The following is a 26,120-nucleotide window of genomic DNA, read 5'->3' as shown; positions in this document are numbered from 1 at the left end:
ACATTGGCCAAATGCACCGCGATTCCACTTTGCATATCGACAGATCCTCGTCCAAACATCCATTCACCAGATCGGGCATCTTGTTGAACATCTGCATTAACATCATAGGTAGAAAAATATTCGACTAGTCTATCTGAATCTAACGCATGTTCTTTTAAAGGCCCGAAATCTTCAATTCCTACTGTATCCAAATGTGCATGAAAGATAAGCGTTTCTTGACTATCACTATTTCCTTTTACAAATGCAAAAGTATTTTTCCGACCGAGTGGATCATTGGGAATCGGCTGTTCCCATACCTGAGAGGGATGTTGTTGAAAATAGGGAAAGCTTAAAAGCGTTTCTTTTATAAAATTGGCTACTTCCACTTCTCCACTTGTTCCGTTAATACTTTTTATATTGACAAGAGACTTTGTAAGCGCTTCAACTTTCTCGGGCATTGTCATATGGCTAATTTGAGCATACATGGATGTTTCCCCCAATCAGAAGTTAGTAGTTATTTCTTAGATTATTCTTTATAACAAAACAGTGTAATGTAATCTATATCGCACTATTTTGTTTAGTTTATTTCCGATTAACTCTTTTTGCTTACTCAGAAAATACCTTGTAAATACGCTCAATTGCCCAGTCTAATTCCTCTTTTGAAATGATAAGAGGCGGGGCAAAACGAATCACTGTACTATGAGTTTCTTTACATAATTTTCTTCGTTAATGTACAAATCTTCTCATACCATGGACCGAGCTGATCATTATGAAATGCGCGAGACGTTAAGGTTACTTATCCCTCCATTGAATGATTTTTTGTCAGGTTGTATTTTTAGTGCATACTACATGTATACAACATAAATGGAATTAAGTCAATATTTTCTGAATTTTATGTTCTGATGTAAACCTCGAGTGTTGTCAAACCACGTATGAAAATATAGTGTAAATACCGAACGTTCTAGATGGTTTTTATCATGAAAGTTCATCATAAAGAATTTAATTGCGAAAGAAACAGCTGTATTTATTAGTTAATGTTCATTTAGATGTTGCTACCTGATTCTTTTTGCACCAGAACCAACAAATTAAATTTGTTATTAACTTTTCCAAGCAGCATCAAGCTATTTAAGAACAAAACAGCTCCTACATAAACCCACCGTATTCCTAACAAATCCCTCCATTTACAACCTATTTTTTATTTTTCAATCACAGGGTTAACATAAGATATCTTCAATCACAATAATTAGAATATCCATACATAACGCAACTGCAAATAAAACCCGCCCTCTACAAAAAATCCCACTCAAATTCATGCACCACAAGTGTCACGCTTTCATACAATACAAGTGACTAAATAGATACCCAAATCCCAATTTGGCTCTGGCGTAGGCAAGGAGGGTTATAACAGTTGAAGGAAAAAGACTTTGGATCCAAACCGTTACTTACGAAAAGAGAGCGTGAAGTATTCGAGTTGCTTGTACAAGACAAGACGACGAAAGAAATCGCCGGCGAATTGTTCATCAGTGAGAAGACGGTACGCAATCACATCAGCAATGCGATGCAAAAGCTTGGAGTAAAGGGGCGCTCTCAAGCAGTGGTAGAGCTTCTCCGTATGGGAGAGCTTGAGCTATAAGAAGAAGGCCGGCTTTCACTAGAGAGCCGGTTTTTTCGTATACAAACCCTTGCAAATTGAGCAGAAAAGGAGCAAAATAAGGTGGGACTTCATCTAGGGAACGTTTTTCTCTGGAGATGTTAGTTGAACCAATCGAGCAGCGTCCCTAACTCTTATTTAAAAGAAGGGGAAGTGGCGGCTAGAGCTGGATAACGAATATTTTAAAAGCAGGGAGTATACTTTCTGCAGCCGATAGTACAGATAGAAAATGGGGCGATCTTTTGAATAGAGCAATCGGTGTGTTGGATTCCGGGGTTGGCGGATTGACAGTAGCAAGAGAGATAATTCGTCAATTGCCGAAGGAACGAATTATTTACTTAGGAGATACAGCGCGCTGTCCGTATGGTCCTCGTCCGCGCGAGGAGGTAAGACAGTTTACATGGGAAATGACCAACTATTTGTTGGCTCACGATATAAAGATGCTCGTAATTGCGTGTAATACCGCAACTTCTGTTGTATTAAAAGAAATGCAGGACGAGCTTCCGATCCCAGTCATTGGCGTGATTCATCCGGGTGCGCGTACGGCGCTTAAGGTAACGAACAATTATCATGTAGGTGTCATCGGTACAATCGGTACCATTAAAAGCAAGGCATATGCGCATGCGTTAAAATCTATTAATAATCGTGTGGAAGTGGAGAGCTTGGCATGTCCGCCGTTCGTTCCCCTTGTGGAGAATGGAGAGTTTAACGGTGAGCACGCGCGTTCTATCGTAGAAGAAACCTTGCAGCCGCTGATGGGAACAGATATTGATACGCTCATTCTGGGGTGTACGCATTATCCGATTTTGGGGCCGATCATTCAAGAGGTAATGGGCAATAAGGTGCAGCTAATCAGCTCAGGCGATGAAACGGCGCGTGAAGTAAGTACCATCTTATATCACAGCAACCTTCTAAATACGGAAGAAGAACAAAGCGATCATCTTTTCTTGACCACAGGACCAATAGATAAGTTCAAGAAAATTGCATCAAGCTGGTTCGGTCAGCCGGTTGAAAATGTAAAGCATATTACATTGTAAAACGCAACAGATATTATTATGAGGGAAAACGCCAGGCAGATGCCGGGCGTTTTTTTGTCTAAAAAATTCGGGCAAGCTGGTCTAAATGCAAATACAGGCTCGTATACATGATAGTACAAACCATCTCAGGAGGGGAAAGCTATGCGCAAAGCTACGTTTAAATGGGTTGCCTGTGCCATCGCGAGCTCCGTCTTATTGGCGGGCTGCGGTATGTTTGGAAAAAATAAAGCAACGGAGCAAATTGATCCGCCGAAAAACGTGACATACACAGATAAAGAAAAGCAAGCAAAGCAATCAACAGAGAAGCAAGCGGAAGCTGCAAGGGAGCTGTATCTGGTTGATAAGAACGGATTCGTTGTGCCGCAAGCATTAGCGCTTCCAGCTGCCAAAGACAACGCTGTAATCAAGCAAGCATTGGAGTACTTGGTAAAAGACGGTCCGGTAACGAATCTGCTTCCAAATGGATTCCAAGCGGTGCTTCCGGCTAATACACAAGTAAAGGGAGTAGATGTAAAGGACGGTACAGCGATTGCTGATTTCTCAGCCGATTTCAAGAAATATAAAAAAGAAGAAGAGCGCCGTATCGTAGAAGCTGTTACGTGGACACTGACGCAGTTTAAAGAGGTAAAACGCGTAAAGTTTCGCATTGATGGGCAGGATTTAGCAATGATGCCGGTCAACAAAACGCCAATCGGCCAAGGTTTAAGCCGTGCGGACGGTATTAACTTCGACGATGAGCAGGTTGTGGATGTGATGAATACGAAGTCGGTTACACTGTACTTCGTTTCACAAAACAACAAACAAACGTATTACGTGCCGGTAACGCGCCGTATTGCGAACAATAAAGATAATGAAGTGATGGCAGTGGTGAACGAACTTATTAAGGGGCCTTCCCAAAAATCCCATCTTTCCAGTGATTTCAACTCTGATGTAAAGCTGTTAACGCCGCCAAAATATGAAAACGGCAAAGTAACACTGAACTTCAATGAAAACATTTACGGCAGCACCGGCAAAAATATCATCTCCAATCATGTGCTGCAGTCTCTTGTGTTATCTTTGACAGAGCAAAAAGCAGTAGAAGGCGTGTCTATTGAAGTAAACGGCAAAGCGGATCTTGTAAAAGAAAACGGCGAAAAGCTGACAAAGCCTGTAACTCGTCCGCAAAATGTGAATACAGGTAGTTTTTAAGGGAACTGTTTTGATATACTTAAGAAGAAGGGGAGAGCTCTCCCCTTCTTCTTTTTCCATTACATAACTATATTTTTGGCTATACTAGAAGTGAAGCCGCAAGGAGGTTTTTTATATGAGAGCAGATGGACGTCAGAAAGATGAACTGCGACGTGTACATATTCAAACAAATTATTTAAAGCATCCGGAAGGATCTGTATTAATTGAGGTCGGAGATACTAAGGTGATTTGCACAGCGAGCGTGGATGATCGTGTTCCTCCTTTTATGAGAGGAGAAGGAAAAGGCTGGATTACAGCTGAATATGCCATGCTTCCGCGAGCTACAGAGCAGCGTACGATTCGCGAATCCAGCAAAGGAAAAGTATCGGGGCGCACAATGGAAATCCAGCGCTTGATCGGACGTGCGCTTCGTGCGGTCGTAGACCTAGAGGCGCTTGGCGAGAAAACAGTATGGATTGACTGCGATGTCATTCAAGCTGACGGCGGTACGAGAACGGCCTCTATTACAGGTGCATTCGTAGCGATGGTTCTCGCATTCCAAAAACTTGTAGAGAACGGCAAGCTTACAAAGATTCCAGTAAAGGATTACTTGGCTGCGACATCCGTAGGTATTTTGGACGAGCTCGGAGTTGTACTTGATTTGAACTACGCGGAAGACTCCAAAGCGAATGTAGATATGAATGTGATCATGACAGGAAAAGGACAATTTGTAGAGGTGCAAGGAACGGGAGAGGAAGCAACCTTCAGCAAGGAAGAAATGGCATCCTTGCTTGCGGCGGCTGAACAAGGCATTCTTACTCTCGTTGAGCTGCAGAAGGAAGCATTGGGCGAGATTGCGGAAAAAATTGAGTAAAGGGCTGGGGCAAAATGAGACAAGTTGTTATCGCAACAAAGAACCTTGGAAAAGTACGTGATTTTGAACAGTTATTTTCAAGGTTTGATTTAGAAGTAAAGTCCCTTCACGATTTCTCCCATATAGAGGATGTGGAGGAAACGGGCGAAACGTTTGAAGAAAACGCGATGTTAAAAGCGGAAAGCTTATGCAAGCAGCTTGGCCAAGTCGTTATCGCGGATGACTCAGGCTTAATTGTAGATGCATTATACGGAAAACCCGGCGTGCGCTCTGCACGTTATGCCGGTGAAGATAAAGATGATAAAGCAAATATTGAAAAAGTACTGCAGGAGCTGCAGGAAGTTCCAATGGAGAAGCGGACAGCACGTTTCTACTGTGCATTAGCAGTCGCGTTTCTGGAAGAAGATAAGAAAACTGTAATTGTAAATGGAACGTGCGAAGGGAAAATCCTAAAGCAGCCGCGCGGCGAGAACGGCTTCGGTTATGATCCGATTTTTTACGTAGAAGAATTAAAGAATACGATGGCGGAGCTGACATCTGCGGAGAAAAACCAAATCAGCCATCGCGGCCGTGCACTTCGTAAGCTGGAGGAAAAGATTCCCGAGTGGTTTTTGGAAGACGAGCTGTAATGGGGGAGAAAGAATGAAAGCATTGATTGTGAGCGACAGCCACGGTTTGACGGCAGAGCTGGAACAATTGAAGCAGCAGTACAAAGGAGAAGTCGATATCATGATTCACTGCGGGGATTCTGAGCTTTCCGCGCGTCATCATGAATTGGATGGATATGAAGTTGTAAGAGGAAACTGTGACTTCGAAAGTGCGTTTCCAAGGGATATGGTACAAGAGGTCGGGGGCGTTCGTATTTTCTTTACACACGGCCATCTCTATAACATTAAAATGACGCTTCAAAATTTGTTATATAAAGCAAAGGAATTGGATGCGCAAGTAGCATGCTTTGGGCACTCGCATATAATGGGAGCAGAGGTTGTTGATGGTGTGCTTCTCATTAATCCAGGCAGCATCTTGCTTCCGCGTTCCCGCAAGGAAAAAACGTATGCGCTGCTTGAAGTAGAAGGTTCTGAAGCTGTTGTGACATTCTTTGACTTAACCGGAACGGAAGCCGCAAAGCAAACGTTTTTTATCATAAATTAGGCGAGAATACCCCCACTTCAAGGAGTGGAAGCGAGTGAGTGGGGGAGGTTCATAGGTTAAGAAAGTGCAGGCAAGTATGTCTAGCTCCATCGGCTAGGTGCTGCTGTCCAAGAACTTCCGCCTCATTGGCAAAAAACGTCTGGCGGAGAATCTTGGTCTTTGTACTTGAACGATTTGCTTCCGCTTTTCTTCAAAAGATAAGAAAGTATAAACTTCTGCGCTCTTTCCATTTCTTTCTTTTGTTCGTAGTAGCAACATAAACCCATGTGTTTAGTAAACACATGGGAGCTACTATACTCGGTCGCTCTATGCCCATTTAAAAAGGATCGGACGGTTTTTCTCATTGTGAAGAGATTTTTTTCTCTAATCTTAAAAAAATGTTGACTTTACTATTCCATAAGAATATAATAAAAAATGTCGACAGGACGACAAGATAGAAAAATATTCCTGCGGGTGTAGTTTAATGGTAGAACTTCAGCCTTCCAAGCTGATAGCGTGGGTTCGATTCCCATCACCCGCTCCATGTCCCAGTAGCTCAGCCGGATAGAGCATACGCCTTCTAAGCGTACGGTCGGGAGTTCGAATCTCTCCTGGGACGCTATAAACAGAAACCCCTTGTTATTACTGATTTTTCAGTGATGGCAAGGGGTTTTTTGTTAAATTGAAATTTACATAAAATTTGCAGGAAATGCAGTCAAATATATAGTATGCAGAAAGAATAGATCTCGCAAAAATTTTTAAAAGGTGGGCTGATTGATGTATCATCATACGAAAAACAAAGGTGATTTTTTGAACCGCATATGTTCGTTGAATCTATTAGTTTAAGAATAGAAGCGCCTCGCAATAATCATCACATGCATGTTAAGTTTGCGGATGATTATTGTGAGGTGCCATGAAAAATAAAGTGTATAAGTCGAATTTGAATAAATAAAAAAAGATGACAGGAGGCTGTCATCTTTTTTTATTTATAACAATTAGTCAGGTGTGCTAGCACTGAAAAACTTATCCTTTTTGCTTATGGTTTTACTAAATAAGGTATTAAAGAGTGAATGGAAAAGTATTATTAATTAGTTGACAAATTAATATATTTTAAACATAATTATATTATAATTATTTTAAATAAGTATTTAATATTAATTGATACTTATTTAAAAATAATAAGGAGGTTTTCTTATTATGAATCCGCATAATCGTTTAACGACAAACCAAGGTGCTCCTGTAGGAGATAATCAAAATTCCCGTACGGCAGGGAGAAGAGGACCTATTCTGTTAGAGGACTATCATTTAATTGAAAAGATTGCACACTTTGATCGCGAGCGTATTCCGGAGCGCGTAGTACATGCAAGAGGTGCAGGTGCGCACGGTGTATTTGTAACGACAAGCAGCATGAAGGAATATACAAGAGCCGCTTTCCTTCAAGAAAAAGGGACGGAAACGCCCGTATTCGTCCGTTTCTCCACGGTCATCCACGGACAGGGTTCGCCTGAAACATTGCGTGACCCGCGCGGCTTTGCGGTGAAGTTTTATACTGAAGAGGGCAATTACGATATCGTCGGTAACCATTTGCCTGTATTCTTTATCCGCGATGCGATAAAGTTCCCTGATATGGTGCATTCCCTAAAACCGGCACCGCACACAAACCTTCAAGAGCCGAATCGTTATTGGGACTTTATGACGCTTTCGCCTGAGTCTACACACATGCTGACATGGCTGTTCTCTGATTTGGGAATCCCGGCAGATTACCGTCATATGGAAGGCTTCGGTGTTCATTCATTCAAATGGGTGAACCAAGAAGGAAAAGTTGTATATGTAAAATATCATTGGAAGCCGGTGCAAGGCGTGAAAAACTTGACAAGAGCCGAAGCGGCGGAAGTGCAAGGAAGAGACTTCAATCATGCGACACGCGATTTGCATGATGCGATTAAGCGCGGAGATTTTCCAAAGTGGGATCTATATGTCCAAATTATGCAGCAGGATGAAACGGACTCTTTAGATTTCGATCCGCTCGATGCGACGAAAGTGTGGCCGGAAGACCGCTTCCCGTTGATTTCTGTTGGAACGATGACATTGAATCGCAATCCGGAAAACTTCTTTGCGGAAGTGGAGCAATCCGCATTTTCACCAAGCGCGACGGTTCTGGGCATTGAACCGTCAGAAGATAAACTGTTGCAAGGACGTCTGTTCTCTTATCCGGATACACAACGTTATCGTCTAGGTGCAAATTACTTGCAAATCCCGGTAAACTGTCCATTTGCGCCTGTACGTAATCAGCAGCGTGACGGAGCAATGCAGGTGAATCAACAAAGTTCTACCGTCAACTACGAACCGAGTATCCATACGGAAAATCCTATAGAAGATCCTGCATACCGTGATTCTGTAATGAAGCTGGAAGGCTACGTGTCCCGCGAAAAAATCGAGAAGCCAAATGATTTTAAGCAGGCGGGAGAACGTTATCGTGCTTATACAAAAGAAGAGCAAGATAACTTGATCGGCAATCTCATAAATGACTTGCAGCAAGTAAACGAACGCACGAAGCTGCTTGCGATTTGCAATTTCTATCGTGCCGACGAAGAGTACGGAAGACGGCTGGCTGAGGGATTAAACGTAGATATTTCTGCTTATGTAGGCGCAATTTCTAAACCGAAAAACTGAAACATTCCCATTTTACTCTCGAAATGTCTGTGGCACACCTATTCTCAATAGAAATGTTTCTGACAAAACGATAGATTGACTTCAACAAACAGACGCTTCAACCGGCGTCTGTTTGTTTTATGAATTTAGAGAGAAAGAAACACTTAAGGGATCTTAAAGGGATGCAATCCTATTTACAGATTTTCTGACATTTGCATTCCCGTGCTTCTTTCTATATTCTAAAAGACGGAGTGCGTATAGAAAGGAAGAAACAAGATGTTAAAAGGTCAAACAGCGATTGTAACGGGAGCTTCCCGCGGAATTGGGAAAGCGATTGCATATAAACTTGCGGAACAGGGCGTAAAGCTCGCGTTAATCGGAAGCAGCGAAGAAATTCATCGTGTCGGCGAAGAACTGAAGGGGAAAGGTTTTGAAGCGGCTTCTTTCCAAGCGGATGTAGCAAACGAAGCGCAAGTACAAGAAGCAGTTGCGAAAACATTAGACACATTCGGTTCGGTTGATATTCTTGTCAACAATGCGGGGATAGGATTCTTCAAGCTCGTGGAAGAAACAAATGTGGATGAGTGGAAGCGTTTGTTTGAAGTAAACGTACAAGGTGTATTCGTATGTTCTAAAGCGGTACTGTCTCATATGAAAGAGAAGAAAAGCGGAACGATTATTACGATTTCCTCTGATGTGGCTCGTTACACAATTCCGAACGGGGCTGCTTATACAGCAACGAAATATGCGGTACAAGGATTCAGCGGCTCATTGGCACAGGAAATGAGAGAGTACGGCGTTCGCGTGGGAACAATCAATCCGGGTATGGTAGATACATATTTTGCAGGAGGCACACAAGGTGCGCCTGAGAAGAAGGATTGGATGAAAGTCGACGATATCGCAAATGCAGTTGTGTATATGGCAAGTGCGCCAAAACATCTCATTATTGATGAAATCGTGCTGCACCCGCTGATTCAAAACTATCCGATTGCGTAATGCTTGCTTATGAAAAATTTAGCAATTGTTGTATTTGCGGGGTTCTTTTGCTATAGTTACCCTAAGTGTAAAAATCTAAAAGAGGCGAAGGTATGGAAGAAAGAGAAAATACGGTCGTGCTGTTTCCAAACCTTTCTCATCGTTTGCGTGAAAAAGGGTTCGATGCTTTAAATAAGAAAAATTTTCATGAAGCGCTTGGCTGCTTTGATCAGCTTCTTGATTATAAGCTGCAGGATGAGCATTCTGAATTTTGCGCTGTCGTTTGTTTGATGGAGATAGGCGAATGGAAAGAGGCTAAGCTGCGTTGCCATACGCTTATGAGAGACAGCGAAGCGTTCAATGCCAATGTGTTGGAGATGTATATCAGCATTCTTGTGCAGCTGAATGATTATAAAGCCATTGCTGAAATTACGGATTTGTCGATAGAACAAAACTTGTCAGAAGAGCAAAAGCAAAAGCTGATCGGCTTGTCTTCATTTGCAAAGAAAATGCAGAGCGAATTAGATGGTTCTCTCTCGGACGGAGAGGAATTTGCGGATGTTTTTCAAGGTGATGATATTGCAAAGCAGCTGCAATCTCTGCAATTTCTCAAACGGCAGGGTACTGTACACGCATTTCCGTTTCTGCGGTCGTTTTTAGAAGATGAAATGAAGCATCCCTATGTAAAGACATCAATCATACATATGCTTATGGAATATAACGTCGGTGAACCAGTTACTGTGACTAAATATGGTCAAACGATAAAGGTTGTTCCGAACGAGCTGCAGACCGTAAAGGATTTGCAGTTTGTGCAGGATGTACTGGAGCAGCTGGAAAATAGAGTAGGAAATGAGAATCCGACATTGTTTCAAGCAGTCTCTGCATATTGGTTGGAGATTCAGGAGCTTTTATTTCCTGTAAAGCTGCAGCCGGAGAAATCTCAGATTTGGGCTGGGGCTTTGGAAAAGCTGGGAAGCGAGCGGTTTTTCGTACAAGCGGATGACAATGAAATCGCAGATTCATATGGTATTTCTTTTTCTGAATTAGGAGCTGCGTACGAGCAGCTTTTGCAGGTCGAGAAGGAAGGATTTTTGACCGTATAGCGAAAAAGAATGCTGCCGTTGTTGAAACCGAGAATTTGTATGATATAATAAAAGGGTTGCAGAAGGTGTGATTTGCGCCTATGGTGCGGGGAGGCAGCTTCCTCTCACAAAGTTTCGTATGATTCTCGGACTACATACCGAGTCTTTATAGTTTATTATTTATTTAGTTGGAGGGAAAGAATAAATGGCTGCAAAATGGGAAAAATTAGAAGGTAGCGTTGGCGTACTAACTGTAGAAGTTGAAGTAGAAGATGTAAAAAAAGGGTTGGACGCTGCGTTTAAAAAAGTTGTAACACGCATTAACGAACCTGGATTCCGTAAAGGCAAAATGCCTCGCGTTCTATTTGAAAAGAAATACGGCGTGGAATCTTTATATCAAGATGCGTTAGATATTATTTTACCAGAAGCTTACTCTCAAGCGATCGATGAAGCTGGCATCTTCCCAGTAGCTCATCCTGAAATCAACATCGAGCAGATGGAAAAAGGCAAAAACCTTATCTTCACTGCGAAAGTTACTGTAAAGCCTGAAGTGAAATTAGGCGAATACAAAGGCTTAGAAGTTGAAAAAACAGATGCAGCTGTAACTGACGAAGATGTAGATAACGAATTAAAAGCACTTCAAGAGCGTCAAGCTGAGCTTGTAGTGAAAGAAGAAGGAACTGTGGAAACAGGCGATACAGTAATCATCGATTTTGAAGGATTCGTTAACGGCGAAGCTTTCGAAGGCGGCAAAGGCGAAAACTACTCTCTTGAAATCGGTTCTGGCACTTTCATCCCAGGATTTGAAGATCAATTAGTAGGCTTGAAAGCCAACGAAGAGAAAGAAGTAGAAGTAACATTCCCAGAAGAATATCATGCTCCTGAGCTTGCTGGCCAGCCGGCTGTATTCAAAGTAACAGTTCATGAAATTAAAGCAAAAGAACTTCCTGCTTTAGACGATGAGTTTGCTAAAGATGTAAACGAAGAAGTGGAAACTCTTGATGAGTTAAAAGCGAAGCTTCGTGCAGACTTAGAAGAAAGCAAGAAAAACGAAGCTGAAAATAAACTTCGTAACGATGCAGTAGAAAAAGCTGTTGCAAACGCAGAAGTAGAAATTCCAGAAGCGATGATCGAAACTGAATTAGACCGCATGGTTAAAGAATTCGAGCAGCGTCTTCAATATCAAGGCATGAACCTTGAACTTTACTTCCAATTTACAGGCCAAGATGAAGCGAAATTAAAAGAACAAATGAAAGAAGAAGCGCAAACACGCGTGAAAACAAACCTTGTTCTTGAAGCAATCATCGAAGCTGAAGGCATTGAAGCTGCTGATGAAGAAGTAAATGCAGAAGTTGAAAAAATGGCTGAAATGTACAACATGCCAGCTGACGCTGTAAAACAAGCGCTTGGAAGCCTTGAGGCTGTAAAAGAGGATCTTAAGGTCCGCAAAGCGGTTGAATTCTTAGTAGAAAACAGCAAATAATATTATAATAAAACAGGGCGCGATGCTTGATCGTGCCTTGTTTTATAAGATTAGAGCATATGTCGGCGTATTCACGCATGAATTTGCAAGCGTGGCAGGAAATGCTTGCAAATGTGTAGAATATATGTATTCTAAAAATTGAAAGAATTTTGATTATACATATGCAGTCATATAATTTGTATTTAATTAAACATAATGACATAATATGTACTTACATACGGTAGTAATTTCATTTACATATAGTGTGTACTGTTTCTAGCACTTTTAAGGGGTGTGAAAATATGTTCAAATTTAATGATGAAAAAGGACAATTGAAGTGTTCTTTTTGCGGTAAAACGCAAACGCAAGTACGTAAACTTGTAGCAGGTCCCGGTGTTTACATTTGTGATGAATGTATCGAGCTTTGCACGGAAATCGTGCAGGAGGAGCTTGCGAAAGATGATGAAGTGGAATTCAAAGATGTTCCAAAGCCAGCGGAAATTCGCGAGATTTTGGATGAGTATGTAATTGGTCAAGATAAAGCCAAAAAAGCATTGGCAGTTGCAGTATATAATCACTATAAACGTATTAATTCTAACAGCAAGATTGATGACGTGGAACTGTCTAAGAGCAATATCGCATTAATCGGACCGACAGGAAGCGGTAAAACGCTATTGGCTCAAACTTTAGCGCGGATTTTAAATGTGCCGTTTGCGATTGCAGACGCAACTTCTTTAACAGAAGCAGGCTACGTTGGCGAAGATGTAGAGAATATTTTGTTAAAGCTCATCCAGGCTGCAGACTATGATGTAGAGAAGGCTGAAAAAGGGATCATCTACATAGACGAAATCGATAAAGTAGCGCGCAAATCCGAAAATCCTTCTATTACACGTGATGTGTCTGGCGAAGGCGTTCAGCAAGCGCTTTTGAAAATTTTAGAAGGCACGGTTGCAAGCGTTCCTCCTCAAGGCGGACGCAAACATCCGCATCAAGAATTTATCCAAATCGATACAACGAACATCTTGTTTATTTGCGGCGGTGCATTTGACGGTATTGATCAAATTATTAAGCGCCGTTTAGGCAAAAAGGTAATTGGATTTGGAACAGACGGAAAGAAAGCGCATGTCGATGATGAAAAAGTGCTGTCTCACGTGCTTCCGGAAGACTTATTAAAGTTCGGATTAATTCCGGAGTTTATCGGTCGTTTGCCAGTAATTGCAAACTTGGAGCAGCTGGACGAAGAGGCGCTTGTAGAAATTTTAACAAAACCGAAAAATGCACTTGTAAAGCAATATCAAAAGCTTCTTGAGCTTGATGATGTAGAATTGGAATTTGACGAAGGTGCTCTTCTTGAAATTTCTAAAAAAGCCATTGAGCGCAAAACAGGAGCGCGCGGTTTGCGTTCCATTATTGAAGGAATTATGCTCGATGTTATGTTTGAGCTTCCTTCTCGCGATGATATTGAAAAATGCATTATTTCCAAAGAGACCGTTGCAGACGGTGCACCTCCGAAGCTTGTGCTTCAAGACGGCACTGTGCTGGAGCAGGGTACAAAAACATCAGCGTAACACAAGTGGAAACAGCAATTATTGCAATTGCTGTTTCTTCTTATGTTTAGCGCCCTCTCTACCAGGAGATACTACAAAGTATTAAGGGTTTGGGAGGGATTTGCATGAGCTGGACGAACGTTATCTTACTCGTTCAATTAGCGTTCGGCGTAATTGTCGGTTTATATTTTTGGCATTTGCTCCGGAATCAGCGCACACAAAAAATATCGATTGATAAAGAATCAAAGAAAGAAATGGATCAGCTTCGCAAAATGCGGGCGATTTCCTTGACTGAGCCGCTTGCAGAGCGGGTGCGGCCCGCGTCTTTTCAAGATATTATCGGACAAGAAGACGGCATTAAATCATTAAAAGCCGCATTATGCGGTCCGAATCCGCAGCATGTTATTATCTACGGCCCGCCGGGAGTCGGTAAAACAGCAGCGGCGCGTCTCGTGTTAGATGAAGCAAAGAAAAATACAAAATCGCCGTTTCGGTCTTCTTCCGTATTTGTAGAGCTTGACGCAACAACAGCACGTTTCGATGAACGTGGAATCGCTGACCCGTTGATTGGTTCTGTGCATGATCCAATCTATCAGGGAGCCGGAGCGATGGGGCAAGCGGGTATTCCGCAGCCAAAAAAAGGTGCGGTTACAGATGCGCACGGCGGCATTTTATTTATTGACGAAATAGGAGAACTGCATCCGATTCAAATGAACAAAATGCTAAAGGTGCTTGAGGATCGCAAAGTATTTTTAGAAAGCGCCTATTATAGTGAAGAAAACACATTAATTCCTACATACATTCACGATATTTTCAAAAATGGTTTGCCTGCGGATTTTCGTCTCGTAGGAGCGACTACGCGCTCGCCCGAAGATATTCCTCCAGCCATTCGTTCTCGCTGCTTAGAAGTATTTTTCAGAGAACTGGATACAGAGGAAATTGAAGAAGTGGCACGCAACGCGGCGAACAAAGTCGGCCTCGAAATCGGCGATAAAGGTGTTGCGATGATTGGCAATTATGCCCGCAACGGACGCGAGGCAATCAATCTTGTTCAAATTGCAGCCGGAATGGCTATTAACGCAGATAGACGGGCGATTCAAGATAATGACATTGAATGGGTCATTCATTCCAGCCAGCTTACGCCAAAGTATGAGAAGCGCATTTATCCGATTCCTAAAATCGGGCTGGTAAATGGTCTGGCGGTTTATGGTCCGAATATGGGAGCGCTTTTGGAGCTGGAAGTTACAGCAATTCCGACAGACGAAAAAGGCAGCATTACCATTACGGGCATTGTAGAAGAAGAGAGCATTGGCAATCAAGGGAAATCTATTCGCCGCAAAAGTATGGCAAAGGGTTCTGTAGATAACGTAGTAACGGTTTTGCGCTCTTTTGGCTTGCTTCCGTCTGGATTTGACCTGCATATCAATTTTCCCGGCGGCATTCCAGTAGACGGGCCGTCTGCAGGTATTGCAATTGCAACAGGCGTGTATTCTGCTGTTCATGGCATATACGTTCGCAATGACATTGCGATGACAGGGGAAGTAAGCATTCAAGGAGAGATCAAGCCTGTAGGCGGTGTGTATGCAAAAGTAAAAGCCGCCAAAAAGGCAGGAGCAAAAACGGTGCTTATACCTGCTGAAAATATGCAGCCTATTTTATACTCCATTAAAGGAATTGATATTATTCCGGTACGTCATTTGCAAGATGTGTTTGCTCTAGCAATAGCAGAACGAAATTCAGAGTATACAGACAGCGTTTCTGCTTCCTTGCCTGCAGACGGAAAAGAAACTCAATCTATGTAATAAACTTGGCTTCGCTTAAGCAGCTTGCTTAAGCGGAGTCCGTTTTTCTTTTTTGATTTTTTCCGACTGTCTCCGCGATTGCATAAATGTTCTATTGTAATATACAATAGGTGAACAGACTATATAAAATGGAGGTGCTATGATCAGAATGAAGCAGAGCGAAAGAATCGTTCCCCTCCTACCATTAAGAGGAATTCTCGTGTATCCAACGATGGTTCTGCATCTTGATGTAGGACGTGAAAAGTCGATACAGGCGCTTGAAAATGCAGCGCTCGATGAAGATCTTGTTTTTTTGATGACGCAAAAGGATGTAAATGTAGATCAACCGACAAAAGAAGATTTATATACAATTGGTACTTTGGCAAAGGTAAAACAAATGCTGAAGCTGCCAAACGGCACCATTCGTGTGCTTGTAGAAGGATTACATAGAGCAGAAATGGCAGATCTTTTAGAAGAAGATGATGTGTTTAATGCCTCTGTTCACATTCTTGAGGATGAAGAAGCAGGTGATTTAGAAGAAAAAGCACTTATGCGTACGCTTATTGATCATTTTGAACAATATATCAAGCTTTCTAAAAAAGTATCGAACGAAACGTTTGCAACAGTGGTAGATGTGACTGAGCCTGGTCGTTTGGCTGACCTGGTTGCTTCCCATCTTCCGCTGAAAATGAAAGAAAAGCAGGATGTATTAGAAATCATTAACGTAAAAGACAGGCTGAACAAGCTTATTTCTTTTATTCAAGATGAGAAGGAATTGCTGAATTTAGAAAAGACCATAGGTCAGCGTGTAAAGCGCTCTATGGAGCGTACACAAAAAGAATATTTCTTGCGCGAGCAAATGAAAGCCATTCAAAAGGAATTAGGCGAAAAAGAAGGAAAAGGCGGCGAAGTAGAAGAACTCCGCGAGAAAATTGAGGATTCCGGAATGCCAAAGGAAACAAAGGAAGCGGCGTTCCGTGAGCTCGATAGATATGAAAAGCTTCCGGCAAGCTCTGCAGAAAGCGGTGTTATTCGCAACTACATAGATTGGCTTCTTGCTCTTCCTTGGACGGAAAGAACTGAAGATGTTCTTGATATTCACCGCGCAGAGACTATTTTAAATAACGATCATTTTGGTCTGGAGCAAGTAAAAGAGCGTGTGCTGGAGTATTTAGCTGTTCAAAAATTGACACGCTCATTAAAAGGTCCTATTCTTTGTCTTGTCGGTCCTCCGGGTGTTGGAAAAACATCATTGGCTCGTTCTATTGCCAAATCATTAAACCGCAATTTTGTCCGCGTTTCGTTAGGAGGAGTGCGTGATGAATCCGAGGTCCGCGGTCATCGTAGAACATACGTAGGTGCAATGCCTGGGCGGATTGTTCAAGGAATGAAAAAAGCTAAAACGATTAATCCTGTATTTTTATTAGATGAAATAGATAAAATGTCTAGCGATTTCCGCGGCGATCCATCCGCGGCTTTATTAGAGGTATTGGATCCTGAACAAAACCATAACTTCAGTGATCATTACATTGAAGAGCCGTATGATTTATCAAAGGTCATGTTTATTGCCACAGCCAATACGCTTTCCACCATTCCGGGGCCGCTTCTGGACCGTATGGAGATCATATCGATAGCAGGCTATACGGAACTTGAAAAAGTACATATTGCACGAGATCATCTTCTTCCAAAGCAAATGAAGGAGCATGGACTTGGAAAAGCAAAAATGCAAATCCGTGATGATGCATTGCTTACCCTTATCCGTTACTATACGAGAGAAGCGGGTGTGCGCACATTAGAACGACAGATTGCGACTGTATGTCGGAAAGCTGCGCGCATTCTCGTGGCTGAAGAGAAAAAGCGCGTTGTTGTAACAGAAAAGAATGTAGAGGAGTTTTTGGGCAAGAAGAAATTCCGCTACGGGGAAGCAGAAGCGCAGGATCAGGTTGGAGTAGCTACAGGCTTGGCTTATACATCGGCAGGCGGCGATACATTAGCGATTGAAGTCTCCTTATATCCTGGAAAAGGAAAGCTTATTTTAACAGGAAAGCTCGGGGATGTGATGAAGGAATCGGCGCAAGCCGCATTCAGCTATATTCGTTCTCGTGCCCAGGAGCTTCATATTGACCCGGATTTCTATGAGAAGAATGATATCCACATTCACGTACCGGAAGGCGCTGTGCCGAAGGATGGACCGTCTGCGGGAATTACAATGGCAACGGCTCTTATTTCCGCCTTAACGGGCAAGCCTGTCAGCAAGGATGTCGGCATGACAGGGGAAATTACATTGCGGGGACGCGTATTGCCAATCGGCGGTTTAAAAGAAAAATCATTGAGTGCTCATCGTGCAGGTCTGAAAAAGGTCATTATTCCTACGGATAACGAAAAAGATTTGGATGATATTCCAGAAAGCGTAAAGGAACATCTTACGTTTGTGCTCGTTTCTCATTTGGATGAGGTGCTGGAGCACGCATTAGTAGGAGTGAAACAATGAAAGTAACGAAATCAGAAATTGTCATCAGTGCTGTGAAGCCGGCGCAGTATCCGCAGGAAGACTTCCCGGAGATTGCGTTGGCAGGCCGGTCTAACGTTGGAAAGTCTTCCTTTATTAATAAAATGCTGAACCGAAAGGGATTGGCTCGTATTTCCTCTAAGCCGGGAAAAACGCAAACCTTGAACTTCTATATTATTAATGACATCATGCATTTTGTTGATGTGCCGGGCTATGGATACGCAAAGGTATCAAAGAAAGAAAGGGAAGCATGGGGCAAGATGATTGAAACATACTTCACCTCAAGAGAGCAGCTTAAAGCTGTTGTTCTTATTGTAGATTTGCGTCATCCGCCTACAAATGATGATGTCATGATGTATGACTTTTTGAAGCATTACGAAATTCCGGTCATCATTGTCGCAACAAAGGCAGATAAAATCCCTAAGGGAAAGTGGCAAAAACATCTGAAGGTTGTTAAGGAAACACTTGAGATAGAGCAAGGAGACGCAGTTGTCCTATTCTCTTCTGAAACAGGACTTGGCAAAGATGAGGCATGGTCTGCCATTCATCATTTTACTCGTATGTAAAGAGAAAGCGTGTGACGTGTTGTCACGCGTTTTTTTTGATATAAGAACGTATAAGCTTTTTGGATTTTTGCCTGAACGAGCCGGCTGCGCTTTTCTTTGTCTAGCTCCACCGGCTAACTCCTCCTGTCAGAGAACCCCCGCCCATAAAGGCAAAAAGCGCTTTTTTGTGCGGAGAACCTCTGCCTTCCGGAGTTGAACGAGCCGGTTGCGCTTTTCGTGGTGTCTAGCTCCACCGGCTAGGCGCTGCCACCAGAGAACCTCCACCGACGTATTGGCAAAAAGCGCCTTTAAGGGTGGAGAACCTCTGGTTCTGCGCCTAAACGAGCCGGCTGCGCTTTTCTTGATGACCTCTTGGGTTTTTAATGAAAAATGTGGAAAACTATAGAATGAAGAAAGGGATATGAAGACGGTTTATACATTGATATAATGGTAAAATAAAGGAACACTTCTTTTTGGACGTGGGATGGATTCCGTAACTTGATTCCCTGTGTGTTTTTTGATAACGTACAAGGTAGAGCAATGATTCGATATTTTTTTGCAGAAATATTTTTATATACAGGGATGGAATTTTTACAAAGCATTTTGAGATGTTCACAGTTTTGTCAGATTTAAATAAGACGAATTGTATTATGATATGAATTAGGTAACAAAGATGAGGGGGGGCACGCAAAGTGCATATTCTTGTTGTGGGTGTTAACTATCGAACTGCCCCTGTAGAGATTCGCGAAAAATTATCATTTCAGCCAGCAGATTTAGAACGGGCAATGCTGCATTTGCAGCAGCAAAAAAGCATGTTGGAAAATATAATTGTATCTACGTGCAATCGAACAGAAATATATGCGGTTGTCGATCAGCTGCATACAGGAAGATATTATATTAAGAAGTTTTTAGCTGAATGGTTTCAGCTTCCTATAGAAGAGTTTTCTCCTTACTTATCTATTTGGGAAGAAGACGGAGCGATTGAACATCTATTCCGCGTAACGAGCGGTCTTGATTCCATGGTGATAGGGGAAACGCAGATTTTAGGTCAAATCCGCTCAAGCTTCCTGCAAGCACAAGAGATGAATACGACGGGAACAATTTTTAATGAACTATTTAAGCAGGCTATTACGCTGGCAAAGCGTGCGCATTCTGAGACAACAATCGGAGGCAATGCGGTATCTGTAAGCTATGCGGCAGTTGAGCTTGGCAAGAAGATTTTTGGTGATTTAAAAGATTGCCATGTGTTAATCCTGGGCGCAGGGAAAATGGGCGAGCTTGCCCTGCAAAACTTGTACGGCAACGGTGTCGGCAAGGTAACAGTCATGAATCGCACATTTGAAAAAGCAGAAACGATGGCCCATAAGTATATGGGACAAGCGAAACCGATGACAGAAATGCAGTGTGCCATGGTAGAAGCAGACATCTTAATCAGTTCTACTGGAGCGGCGCACTATGTTATTACTAAAGAGATGATGGCAAAGGTAGAAAAGATGCGCCACGGCCGTCCTATTTTTATGGTGGATATTGCTGTGCCTCGCGATCTGGACCCGGAAATCTCTGAGCTTGAAAGCGTGTTCCTCTATGATATTGATGATTTGCAAGGAATTGTAGAGGCTAATAAGGAAGAACGTTTAAGAGAGGCTGAGAAAATCGGCCTTATGATTGAAGAAGAAATTGTTGTATTTAAAGCGTGGATGAACACGCTTGGCGTTGTTCCGCTTATTTCTGCGCTCCGCGACAAAGCGCTTGCGATTCAAAATGAAACAATGAAAAGCATTGAACGGAAAATTCCTACGCTGACAGAACGAGAGCGTAAGTTAATTAACAAACATACAAAGAGCATTATTAACCAAATGCTTAAGGATCCGATTCTTGTGGCGAAGGAATTGGCTGCGCATACGAATGCCCAAGAGAACTTGGAGCTGTTTGCAAAAATCTTTAATCTTGATACGGCTGAGGAGACTGAAAACAAAAGAGAGCAATTGGAACAAGAGCAGAGCTGGATTGCATCCGTCCGTTCCTTATAGAAAGGATGGAAGAATGGAATTTCTCAATAACAGCATCATCTACCATGTTGCTATTATCCTATACGCTTGCAGCGTAAGCTTATATTTCATAGACTATTTTCAAAGCAACCAAAAGGCCAATCGAACTGCTTTTTGGTTGCTTGCCATTGTATGGGTTTTACAAACCATTTTTATGTTTATTCGAGCGACGGAAGCTCATACGAATCCAATTTTGACGCTCGTATCGGGCGTGTACTTTTATGTATGGCTCTTGATCACCCTCTCTCTTATTATTAACAGATTGCAGCGCGTAGATTTTCTTGTTTTCTTTACCAATGTGATTGCCTTTAGCGTAAGCGCATTCTCCATTTTTACGCCGTTTGGCAAGACACCGCCGGTTTTGGCGAATCGGCTGATTTCAGAGCTTTTGTATGTTCATATAGGAATGGCGTTCATGTCATATGCAATCTTTACGGTCTCGTTTATTTTTTCCATTATGTATTTGCTGCAATATCGCTTGCTGAAGCAGAAAAAATGGAATGCCCGCTTGCGAAGACTCGGGAATTTATCAAAGCTGAATTCGCTTTCTTACGTCCTGAACTTATTCTCCGTGCCGTTTTTCCTGTTTGCGATTTTGCTGGGGTGCATTTGGGCTTATGGAAAGCTTGAAGATTTTCATTGGTATGACCCGAAAGTAGTTGGGTCTTTTATTGTATTAATCATATATAGTATAGGCTTGTATTTGCATACTTCCGGGCGGCTGCAAGGCAAAAACGTGGCGAGCTGGAACATCGGAGCATTTTTGGTTATGCTCATCAACATTTTTTTATTTAGCAGTTTATCTTCGTTTCATTTTTGGAATTTCTAAACACAGGAGAGAAATCGTATGCGCAAAATTATCGTAGGCTCTAGAAAAAGCAAGCTGGCGTTAACACAAACAAACTGGGTGATTGAACAGCTGAAAAAGCTTGGTTTGCCCTATGAGTTTGAAGTAAAAGAAATTGTGACAAAGGGCGATGTTATTTTGGATGTTACATTGTCTAAAGTAGGCGGCAAAGGTTTGTTCGTGAAAGAGATTGAACAGGCTATGCTCGATAAAGAAATCGATATGGCTGTACACAGCATGAAAGATATGCCCGCTGTGCTTCCTGAAGGACTGACAATCGGCTGTATCCCTAAGCGTGTAGATCCGCGAGATGTATTCATTTCAAAAAACGGGGAAGCATTTGATCAGCTTGCAGAAGGCGCAGTCATCGGTACTAGCAGCTTACGCCGCAGCGCGCAGCTACTGGCTGCCCGTCCGGATTTGAAAATGAAATGGATTCGCGGCAATATTGATACGCGTATCCGCAAGCTGCAGGAAGAGGATTATGATGCCATCATCTTGGCTGCGGCAGGCTTAAAGCGTATGGGCTGGGCCGATGATGTCATTACAGGCTATTTGCAGCCTGAGGTGTGTGTGCCGGCGGTAGGACAAGGAGCACTTTCCATTGAATGCCGTGCAGACGATGAAGATCTTCTTGCAGCGCTGCAGCTCTTCAATGATGAAATTACAGAAAAAACAGTAGCAGCAGAGCGCGTATTCCTTCACAAACTTGAAGGAGGCTGTCAAGTGCCGATTGCAGGCTATGCTGTAATGACAGAACAAGGAAAAGTAGAACTTACTGCTTTAGTCGGCTCCAAGGATGGTTCTCTATTGCTGCAAGAAGTAGTCATAGGAGAAAATCCGGAGCAGGTAGGCGAGCAAGCGGCAGACCTTCTCATTGCACGCGGCGCGAAGCAGCTGATTGAGGACGCAAAGGAGCAGGAGTGAGATGATGACCCTTGCTCCTCTTTCTAACAGAACGGTTCTGATTACAAGAGCGAAAGCGCAGGCAGCTGAAATGGCAATGGCTGTGCGGGAGCGAGGCGGTATACCAGTTGAAATTCCGTTGTTACATATTGTTTCTGCTTCGTATGAAATAGAAGAACAAGTGCTACATACCTATGATTGGCTTATATTTACGAGTAAAAACGGTGTTCGTTTCTTTTTTGAGTCACTGGAGACAAAAACGCTTCCGCCTTCGTTGAAAATAGCTGCCGTAGGAGAAAAGACGAAGCTGGCTCTTGAAAATCTTGGCTGGGTTGTCCGCTTTATACCAAGCGTTTACGAGGCGGAAGTATTTGTAAAGGAATTCACGCCGTTTCTTGAAGCAGGAGATCGTGTGCTTTTTCCGAAGGGGGATTTAGCGCGAAATATTATACCGGCCGCATTGCGTGAGGCGGGAATTGAGCTCAAAGAAATTGTTGCATACAAAACGGCGTATAACGAAGCTATGAGAGAGCCTCTTATTCATGTCTTAGAAAACGAAGAAATTGACATCATTACGTTTGCGAGCCCGTCTGCTGTTTCAGGCTTTGTTGCGCTGCTCGAGGGAACAAATTGGAGACAATGGGTGAAAAGGTGTACAATTGGATGTATAGGTCCCATTACGGAACGAGAGGCCGCAAAGTATTTTCAGTCTCTTTTAGTTCCAGAGAAATACACAATAGATGCACTTTTAGATTGTATTGCTGAGCGGATACAATAAAAGATAAGAAATGAACAGAATTGGAGATGGAAGCTATGAATCATTTGCAATTTCAACGTCATCGCCGTTTGCGGCAAACTGCCGGCATACGTGCGCTTGTAAGAGAAACGCATTTACATAAAGAAGACTTTATTTATCCGATCTTCGTAGTAGAAGGCGAAAACAAACGAAATGCTGTCAAGTCCATGCCGGGCGTAGATCAGATTTCGTTAGACTTGTTGAATGCAGATATGCAGGAAGCAGTAGATTTAGGGATTAAATCTGTCATCGTATTCGGTGTGCCTCATGATAAAGACGAAGTCGGTTCTTCTGCATATTGTGACCATGGTATCGTCCAAAAGGCCATTGCGCAAATTAAAGAAAACTTCCCTGAGCTTGTGGTGATTGCTGATACATGTCTATGTCAATATACAAGCCATGGTCATTGCGGCGTGGTGGAAGACGGCGTGATTTTAAATGATGAATCGTTGGAATTGCTTGCAAAAACAGCAGTGAGCCAGGCGAAAGCAGGCGCAGATATTATTGCGCCGTCCAACATGATGGATGGCTTTGTGGCAGCAATTCGTCATGCCTTAGATGAAAACGGATTTTCTCATATTCCAATCATGTCATATGCAGTAAAATACTCTTCTGCGCACTACGGTCCATTCCGTGATGCAGCGCACAGCTCGCCGAAGTTTGGAGATCGCAAGGCGTATCAAATGGACCCGGCAAACCGCTTGGAAGCGATTCGCGAAGCTGAGTCTGACGTGATGGAAGGTGCGGACTTCTTAATGGTGAAGCCAGCTCTTTCGTATTTGGACATTATCCGCGATGTGAAAAACAATTTTAACTTGCCGATTGTAGCGTATAACGTAAGCGGCGAGTATTCCATGGTAAAAGCGGCGGCGCAAAACGGCTGGATCAATGAAAAAGAAATTGTGCTTGAGCAGCTGCTCAGCATGAAGCGTGCAGGCGCTGACTTAATTCTTACTTACTTTGCAAAGGATGCGGCAAGATGGCTGCAAGAAGGAGAGGAAGCGAAATGAGAAGCTTTGAGAAATCCATTCAAGCCTTTGAAGAAGCAAAGAAGATGATGCCGGGCGGTGTGAACAGTCCAGTTCGTGCTTTTAAATCCGTCGGCATGAACCCGTTGTTCATGGATCACGGAAAAGGCTCTAAGGTGTATGATATTGATGGAAATGAGTACATTGATTACGTATTATCTTGGGGACCATTAATTCACGGCCATTCCAACGATCAAGTGGTAGAAGCGCTGAAAAAAGTAGCGGAAAAAGGTACAAGCTTCGGCGCACCGACAGAAATTGAAAACGAGCTTGCGAAGCTTGTAATTGACCGCGTTCCGTCTGTAGAAGTCATACGTATGGTAAACTCCGGTACGGAAGCAACGATGAGCGCGCTTCGTTTAGCACGCGGGTATACAGGCAAAAATAAAATCTTGAAATTTGAAGGCTGCTATCACGGCCACGGAGACTCCTTGCTCATTAAAGCAGGCTCTGGTGTTGCTACGCTGGGATTGCCGGACAGCCCGGGCGTTCCTGAAGGTGTGGCGCGCAATACCGTCACTGTTGCGTACAACGATATCGAAAGCGTAAAGGTGGCATTTGAGCAGTTTGGAGATGATATCGCAGCGGTTATCGTTGAACCTGTTGCCGGCAACATGGGTGTTGTTCCGCCGCTTCCAGGCTTTTTGGAAGGCTTGCGCGAGATTACAGCAGAATATGGCGCTCTGCTAATCTTTGATGAGGTAATGACGGGCTTCCGTGTCGGCTATAATTGCGGACAAGGGTATTTCGGTGTTACGCCTGATTTAACGTGCTTAGGAAAAGTAATCGGCGGCGGTCTGCCGGTCGGCGCGTATGGCGGTAAGGCAGAAATTATGGAGCAAATCGCTCCGAGCGGTCCTATTTATCAGGCGGGTACATTATCCGGAAACCCTCTTGCTATGACAGCAGGGTATGAAACATTAATTCAGTTAACGCAGGATTCCTATAAAGAGTTTGAACGTAAAGCAGAGCGCCTTGAAGAAGGCTTAAAAGCAGCTGCGGAAAAATATGATATCCCGCATTGCGTGAATCGCGTCGGCTCTATGGTTGGCTTCTTCTTCACAAACGAGAAAGTCGTGAATTATGAAACAGCGAAAACATCCAATCTAGAGTACTTCGCTGCCTATTATCGTGAAATGGTGGAGCAAGGCGTGTTCTTGCCGCCGTCTCAATTTGAAGGATTGTTCCTGTCCACTTCTCATAGTAACGAGGATATTGAAAAAACAATTCAAGCAGCAGAGATTGCATTCTCTAAGCTAAAAGGTTAATGAAAATCGCCCTTTCCATAAGGGCGATTTTTTTATCATAAATTAGGCGAGAATACCCCCACTTCAAGCGTGTGAATGGTGGTAGTCAAAAGACATAGGCGAGGGAGTCTTAAAGGATTTGACCGTTACTACACTCGGGGCACTATGCCCTCCTAAAAAGAATTGAGCACGAGTTTCTCCCATGCCTAGTTTTTCTTATCATAAAATCCCCGTTTTGTACATAAACCTGTAATGTCATACATTGTTTGAGAGGGGGAATTTGAAGTGACAGCGGACAATCAAACATCTTTGCGATTTTCTTTAAAAGAGTCCATTTGGTTTCAAAAGGGACAGGAAGTCGCTGAGCTGATTTCCATTTCGCTAGATCCTGACATTGTTATACAAGAACGTGATTATGAGGTCGTCGTAAGAGGAGAGCTGCAGCTTACAGGAGAATATATTGCACAGCCAGACGAAGCAGCCTTTTCTTTGCGGGAATTATCTCCTGTTCGTACAGTCGATGCTGTGTATACGAGAGAAGACGGCGTAAATGAGATTTCACACTCTTTTCCGTTAGAGATCTCCATTCCGCGCTCGCGTATGAAGCAAGTAGATGACTTATATCTAACCATTGAATCCTTTGATTATGAAATGCCGGAAAACGGCTGCTTGCAGCTTATTGCGGATATTTCCATAGGGGGTCTATGCGAACCGGAAGAAGCGCGGGAAGAGGCGGAAGAAACAGAAGAGTATTATGATATCCCGATTTTCTTACAGGAAGAAGCACGGAAAGAGGAAAAAGAAACAGAAGAGATTGAAGAGTACTATGATGTACCGGCTTTCTTGCAGAAAGAAG

General features: G+C 42.9%; 22 protein-coding genes, 2 tRNA genes and 1 pseudogene. 23 read left to right on the top strand and 2 right to left on the bottom strand.

Features of this window, described 5'->3' with window-relative positions; genetic code table 11:
* Nucleotides 1-464 (bottom strand): annotated as a pseudogene (locus tag H540_RS0125475) (peptidase M20); the annotation flags it as partial.
* 923 nt (nucleotides 465-1,387) lie between these two features.
* On the opposite strand from H540_RS0125475, the gene gerE reads away from it, so the two are divergent.
* The 16 genes from gerE (at nucleotide 1,388) to yihA (ending at nucleotide 18,413) form a co-directional block, all read left to right on the top strand.
* On the top strand, nucleotides 1,388-1,612 hold the full coding sequence (gene gerE / locus H540_RS0125470) for a spore germination transcription factor GerE (RefSeq protein WP_028402973.1): 225 nt from the start codon (nucleotides 1,388-1,390) through the stop codon (nucleotides 1,610-1,612).
* Between the two features lie 260 nt (nucleotides 1,613-1,872).
* Nucleotides 1,873-2,667 (top strand): glutamate racemase, encoded by a 795-nt coding sequence (gene racE, locus H540_RS0125465; RefSeq protein WP_028402972.1) that lies wholly within the window; start codon nucleotides 1,873-1,875, stop codon nucleotides 2,665-2,667.
* A gap of 141 nt (nucleotides 2,668-2,808) precedes the next feature.
* Entirely contained in the window at nucleotides 2,809-3,855 is a 1,047-nt protein-coding gene (locus tag H540_RS0125460) for a GerMN domain-containing protein (protein ID WP_028402971.1), read from the top strand.
* Between the two features lie 115 nt (nucleotides 3,856-3,970).
* Nucleotides 3,971-4,708, top strand: a complete 738-nt coding sequence (rph, locus tag H540_RS0125455; RefSeq protein WP_028402970.1) for a ribonuclease PH — start codon at nucleotides 3,971-3,973, stop codon at nucleotides 4,706-4,708.
* 14 nt (nucleotides 4,709-4,722) lie between these two features.
* Nucleotides 4,723-5,337, top strand: coding sequence for an XTP/dITP diphosphatase (locus tag H540_RS0125450; RefSeq protein ID WP_028402969.1), 615 nt, complete (start codon nucleotides 4,723-4,725; stop codon nucleotides 5,335-5,337).
* A 13-nt stretch (nucleotides 5,338-5,350) separates the two neighbouring features.
* Nucleotides 5,351-5,860, top strand: a complete 510-nt coding sequence (locus H540_RS0125445; protein WP_028402968.1) for a metallophosphoesterase — start codon at nucleotides 5,351-5,353, stop codon at nucleotides 5,858-5,860.
* 449 nt (nucleotides 5,861-6,309) lie between these two features.
* Nucleotides 6,310-6,383: transfer RNA gene (locus H540_RS0125440), tRNA-Gly, on the top strand.
* A 1-nt stretch (nucleotide 6,384) separates the two neighbouring features.
* A tRNA-Arg gene (locus H540_RS0125435) sits at nucleotides 6,385-6,458 on the top strand.
* A 578-nt stretch (nucleotides 6,459-7,036) separates the two neighbouring features.
* Complete coding sequence (locus tag H540_RS0125430) at nucleotides 7,037-8,512, top strand: catalase (protein WP_028402967.1); 1,476 nt, start codon at nucleotides 7,037-7,039, stop codon at nucleotides 8,510-8,512.
* 255 nt (nucleotides 8,513-8,767) lie between these two features.
* The gene (locus H540_RS0125425) at nucleotides 8,768-9,487 is read left to right on the top strand and encodes an SDR family oxidoreductase (RefSeq protein ID WP_028402966.1); all 720 of its coding nucleotides are present in this window, start codon (nucleotides 8,768-8,770) and stop codon (nucleotides 9,485-9,487) included.
* A 92-nt stretch (nucleotides 9,488-9,579) separates the two neighbouring features.
* Entirely contained in the window at nucleotides 9,580-10,569 is a 990-nt protein-coding gene (locus H540_RS0125420) for a hypothetical protein (protein WP_028402965.1), read from the top strand.
* A 184-nt stretch (nucleotides 10,570-10,753) separates the two neighbouring features.
* Nucleotides 10,754-12,031, top strand: coding sequence for a trigger factor (tig, locus tag H540_RS0125415; protein ID WP_028402964.1), 1,278 nt, complete (start codon nucleotides 10,754-10,756; stop codon nucleotides 12,029-12,031).
* A 281-nt stretch (nucleotides 12,032-12,312) separates the two neighbouring features.
* Nucleotides 12,313-13,578 carry an ATP-dependent protease ATP-binding subunit ClpX gene (gene clpX, locus H540_RS0125410; protein WP_028402963.1) on the top strand — a complete coding sequence of 422 codons (1,266 nt, stop codon included), beginning with the start codon at nucleotides 12,313-12,315 and terminating at the stop codon, nucleotides 13,576-13,578.
* Nucleotides 13,579-13,682: 104 nt separating this feature from the next.
* Nucleotides 13,683-15,359 (top strand): ATP-dependent protease LonB, encoded by a 1,677-nt coding sequence (lonB, locus tag H540_RS0125405; protein ID WP_028402962.1) that lies wholly within the window; start codon nucleotides 13,683-13,685, stop codon nucleotides 15,357-15,359.
* Between the two features lie 148 nt (nucleotides 15,360-15,507).
* On the top strand, nucleotides 15,508-17,829 hold the full coding sequence (gene lon / locus H540_RS0125400) for an endopeptidase La (RefSeq protein WP_155891149.1): 2,322 nt from the start codon (nucleotides 15,508-15,510) through the stop codon (nucleotides 17,827-17,829).
* Nucleotides 17,826-18,413: a ribosome biogenesis GTP-binding protein YihA/YsxC gene (gene yihA / locus H540_RS0125395; RefSeq protein ID WP_028402960.1), complete on the top strand. Its 588-nt coding sequence runs from the start codon at nucleotides 17,826-17,828 to the stop codon at nucleotides 18,411-18,413. Before lon ends, yihA begins: the two co-directional genes overlap by 4 nt.
* Here yihA and H540_RS35310 read toward each other — a convergent pair.
* Nucleotides 18,395-18,523: a hypothetical protein gene (locus tag H540_RS35310; protein ID WP_281172545.1), complete on the bottom strand. Its 129-nt coding sequence runs from the start codon at nucleotides 18,521-18,523 to the stop codon at nucleotides 18,395-18,397. The two genes, yihA and H540_RS35310, sit on opposite strands and share 19 nt — an antisense overlap.
* 561 nt (nucleotides 18,524-19,084) lie before the next feature.
* Here H540_RS35310 and hemA point away from each other — a divergent pair.
* The 7 genes from hemA to spoVID all read left to right on the top strand — a co-directional run.
* Nucleotides 19,085-20,422, top strand: a complete 1,338-nt coding sequence (gene hemA, locus H540_RS0125385; protein WP_028402959.1) for a glutamyl-tRNA reductase — start codon at nucleotides 19,085-19,087, stop codon at nucleotides 20,420-20,422.
* 13 nt (nucleotides 20,423-20,435) lie between these two features.
* Complete coding sequence (locus H540_RS0125380) at nucleotides 20,436-21,269, top strand: cytochrome c biogenesis protein (RefSeq protein ID WP_028402958.1); 834 nt, start codon at nucleotides 20,436-20,438, stop codon at nucleotides 21,267-21,269.
* 18 nt (nucleotides 21,270-21,287) lie between these two features.
* Nucleotides 21,288-22,214, top strand: coding sequence for a hydroxymethylbilane synthase (gene hemC / locus H540_RS0125375; RefSeq protein WP_028402957.1), 927 nt, complete (start codon nucleotides 21,288-21,290; stop codon nucleotides 22,212-22,214).
* A gap of 4 nt (nucleotides 22,215-22,218) precedes the next feature.
* Entirely contained in the window at nucleotides 22,219-22,971 is a 753-nt protein-coding gene (locus H540_RS0125370; protein ID WP_034671947.1) for a uroporphyrinogen-III synthase, read from the top strand.
* A gap of 35 nt (nucleotides 22,972-23,006) precedes the next feature.
* A complete protein-coding gene (gene hemB / locus H540_RS0125365; RefSeq protein WP_028402955.1) occupies nucleotides 23,007-23,999 on the top strand; it encodes a porphobilinogen synthase in 993 nt (330 codons plus the stop codon).
* On the top strand, nucleotides 23,996-25,285 hold the full coding sequence (gene hemL, locus H540_RS0125360; RefSeq protein ID WP_028402954.1) for a glutamate-1-semialdehyde 2,1-aminomutase: 1,290 nt from the start codon (nucleotides 23,996-23,998) through the stop codon (nucleotides 25,283-25,285). The genes hemB and hemL overlap by 4 nt, the downstream gene beginning before the upstream one ends.
* A gap of 264 nt (nucleotides 25,286-25,549) precedes the next feature.
* Nucleotides 25,550-26,120: stage VI sporulation protein D (gene spoVID, locus H540_RS30900; protein WP_081415279.1), on the top strand; the 571-nt coding region annotated here is incomplete at its 3' end.

Source organism: Ectobacillus panaciterrae DSM 19096, from assembly GCF_000430785.1.
GTDB classification, from domain to species: domain Bacteria; phylum Bacillota; class Bacilli; order Bacillales; family Bacillaceae_G; genus Ectobacillus; species Ectobacillus panaciterrae.
The sequence above is the reverse complement of the archived record's forward strand: the minus strand, read 5'-3'. Positions and strand labels throughout refer to the sequence as shown.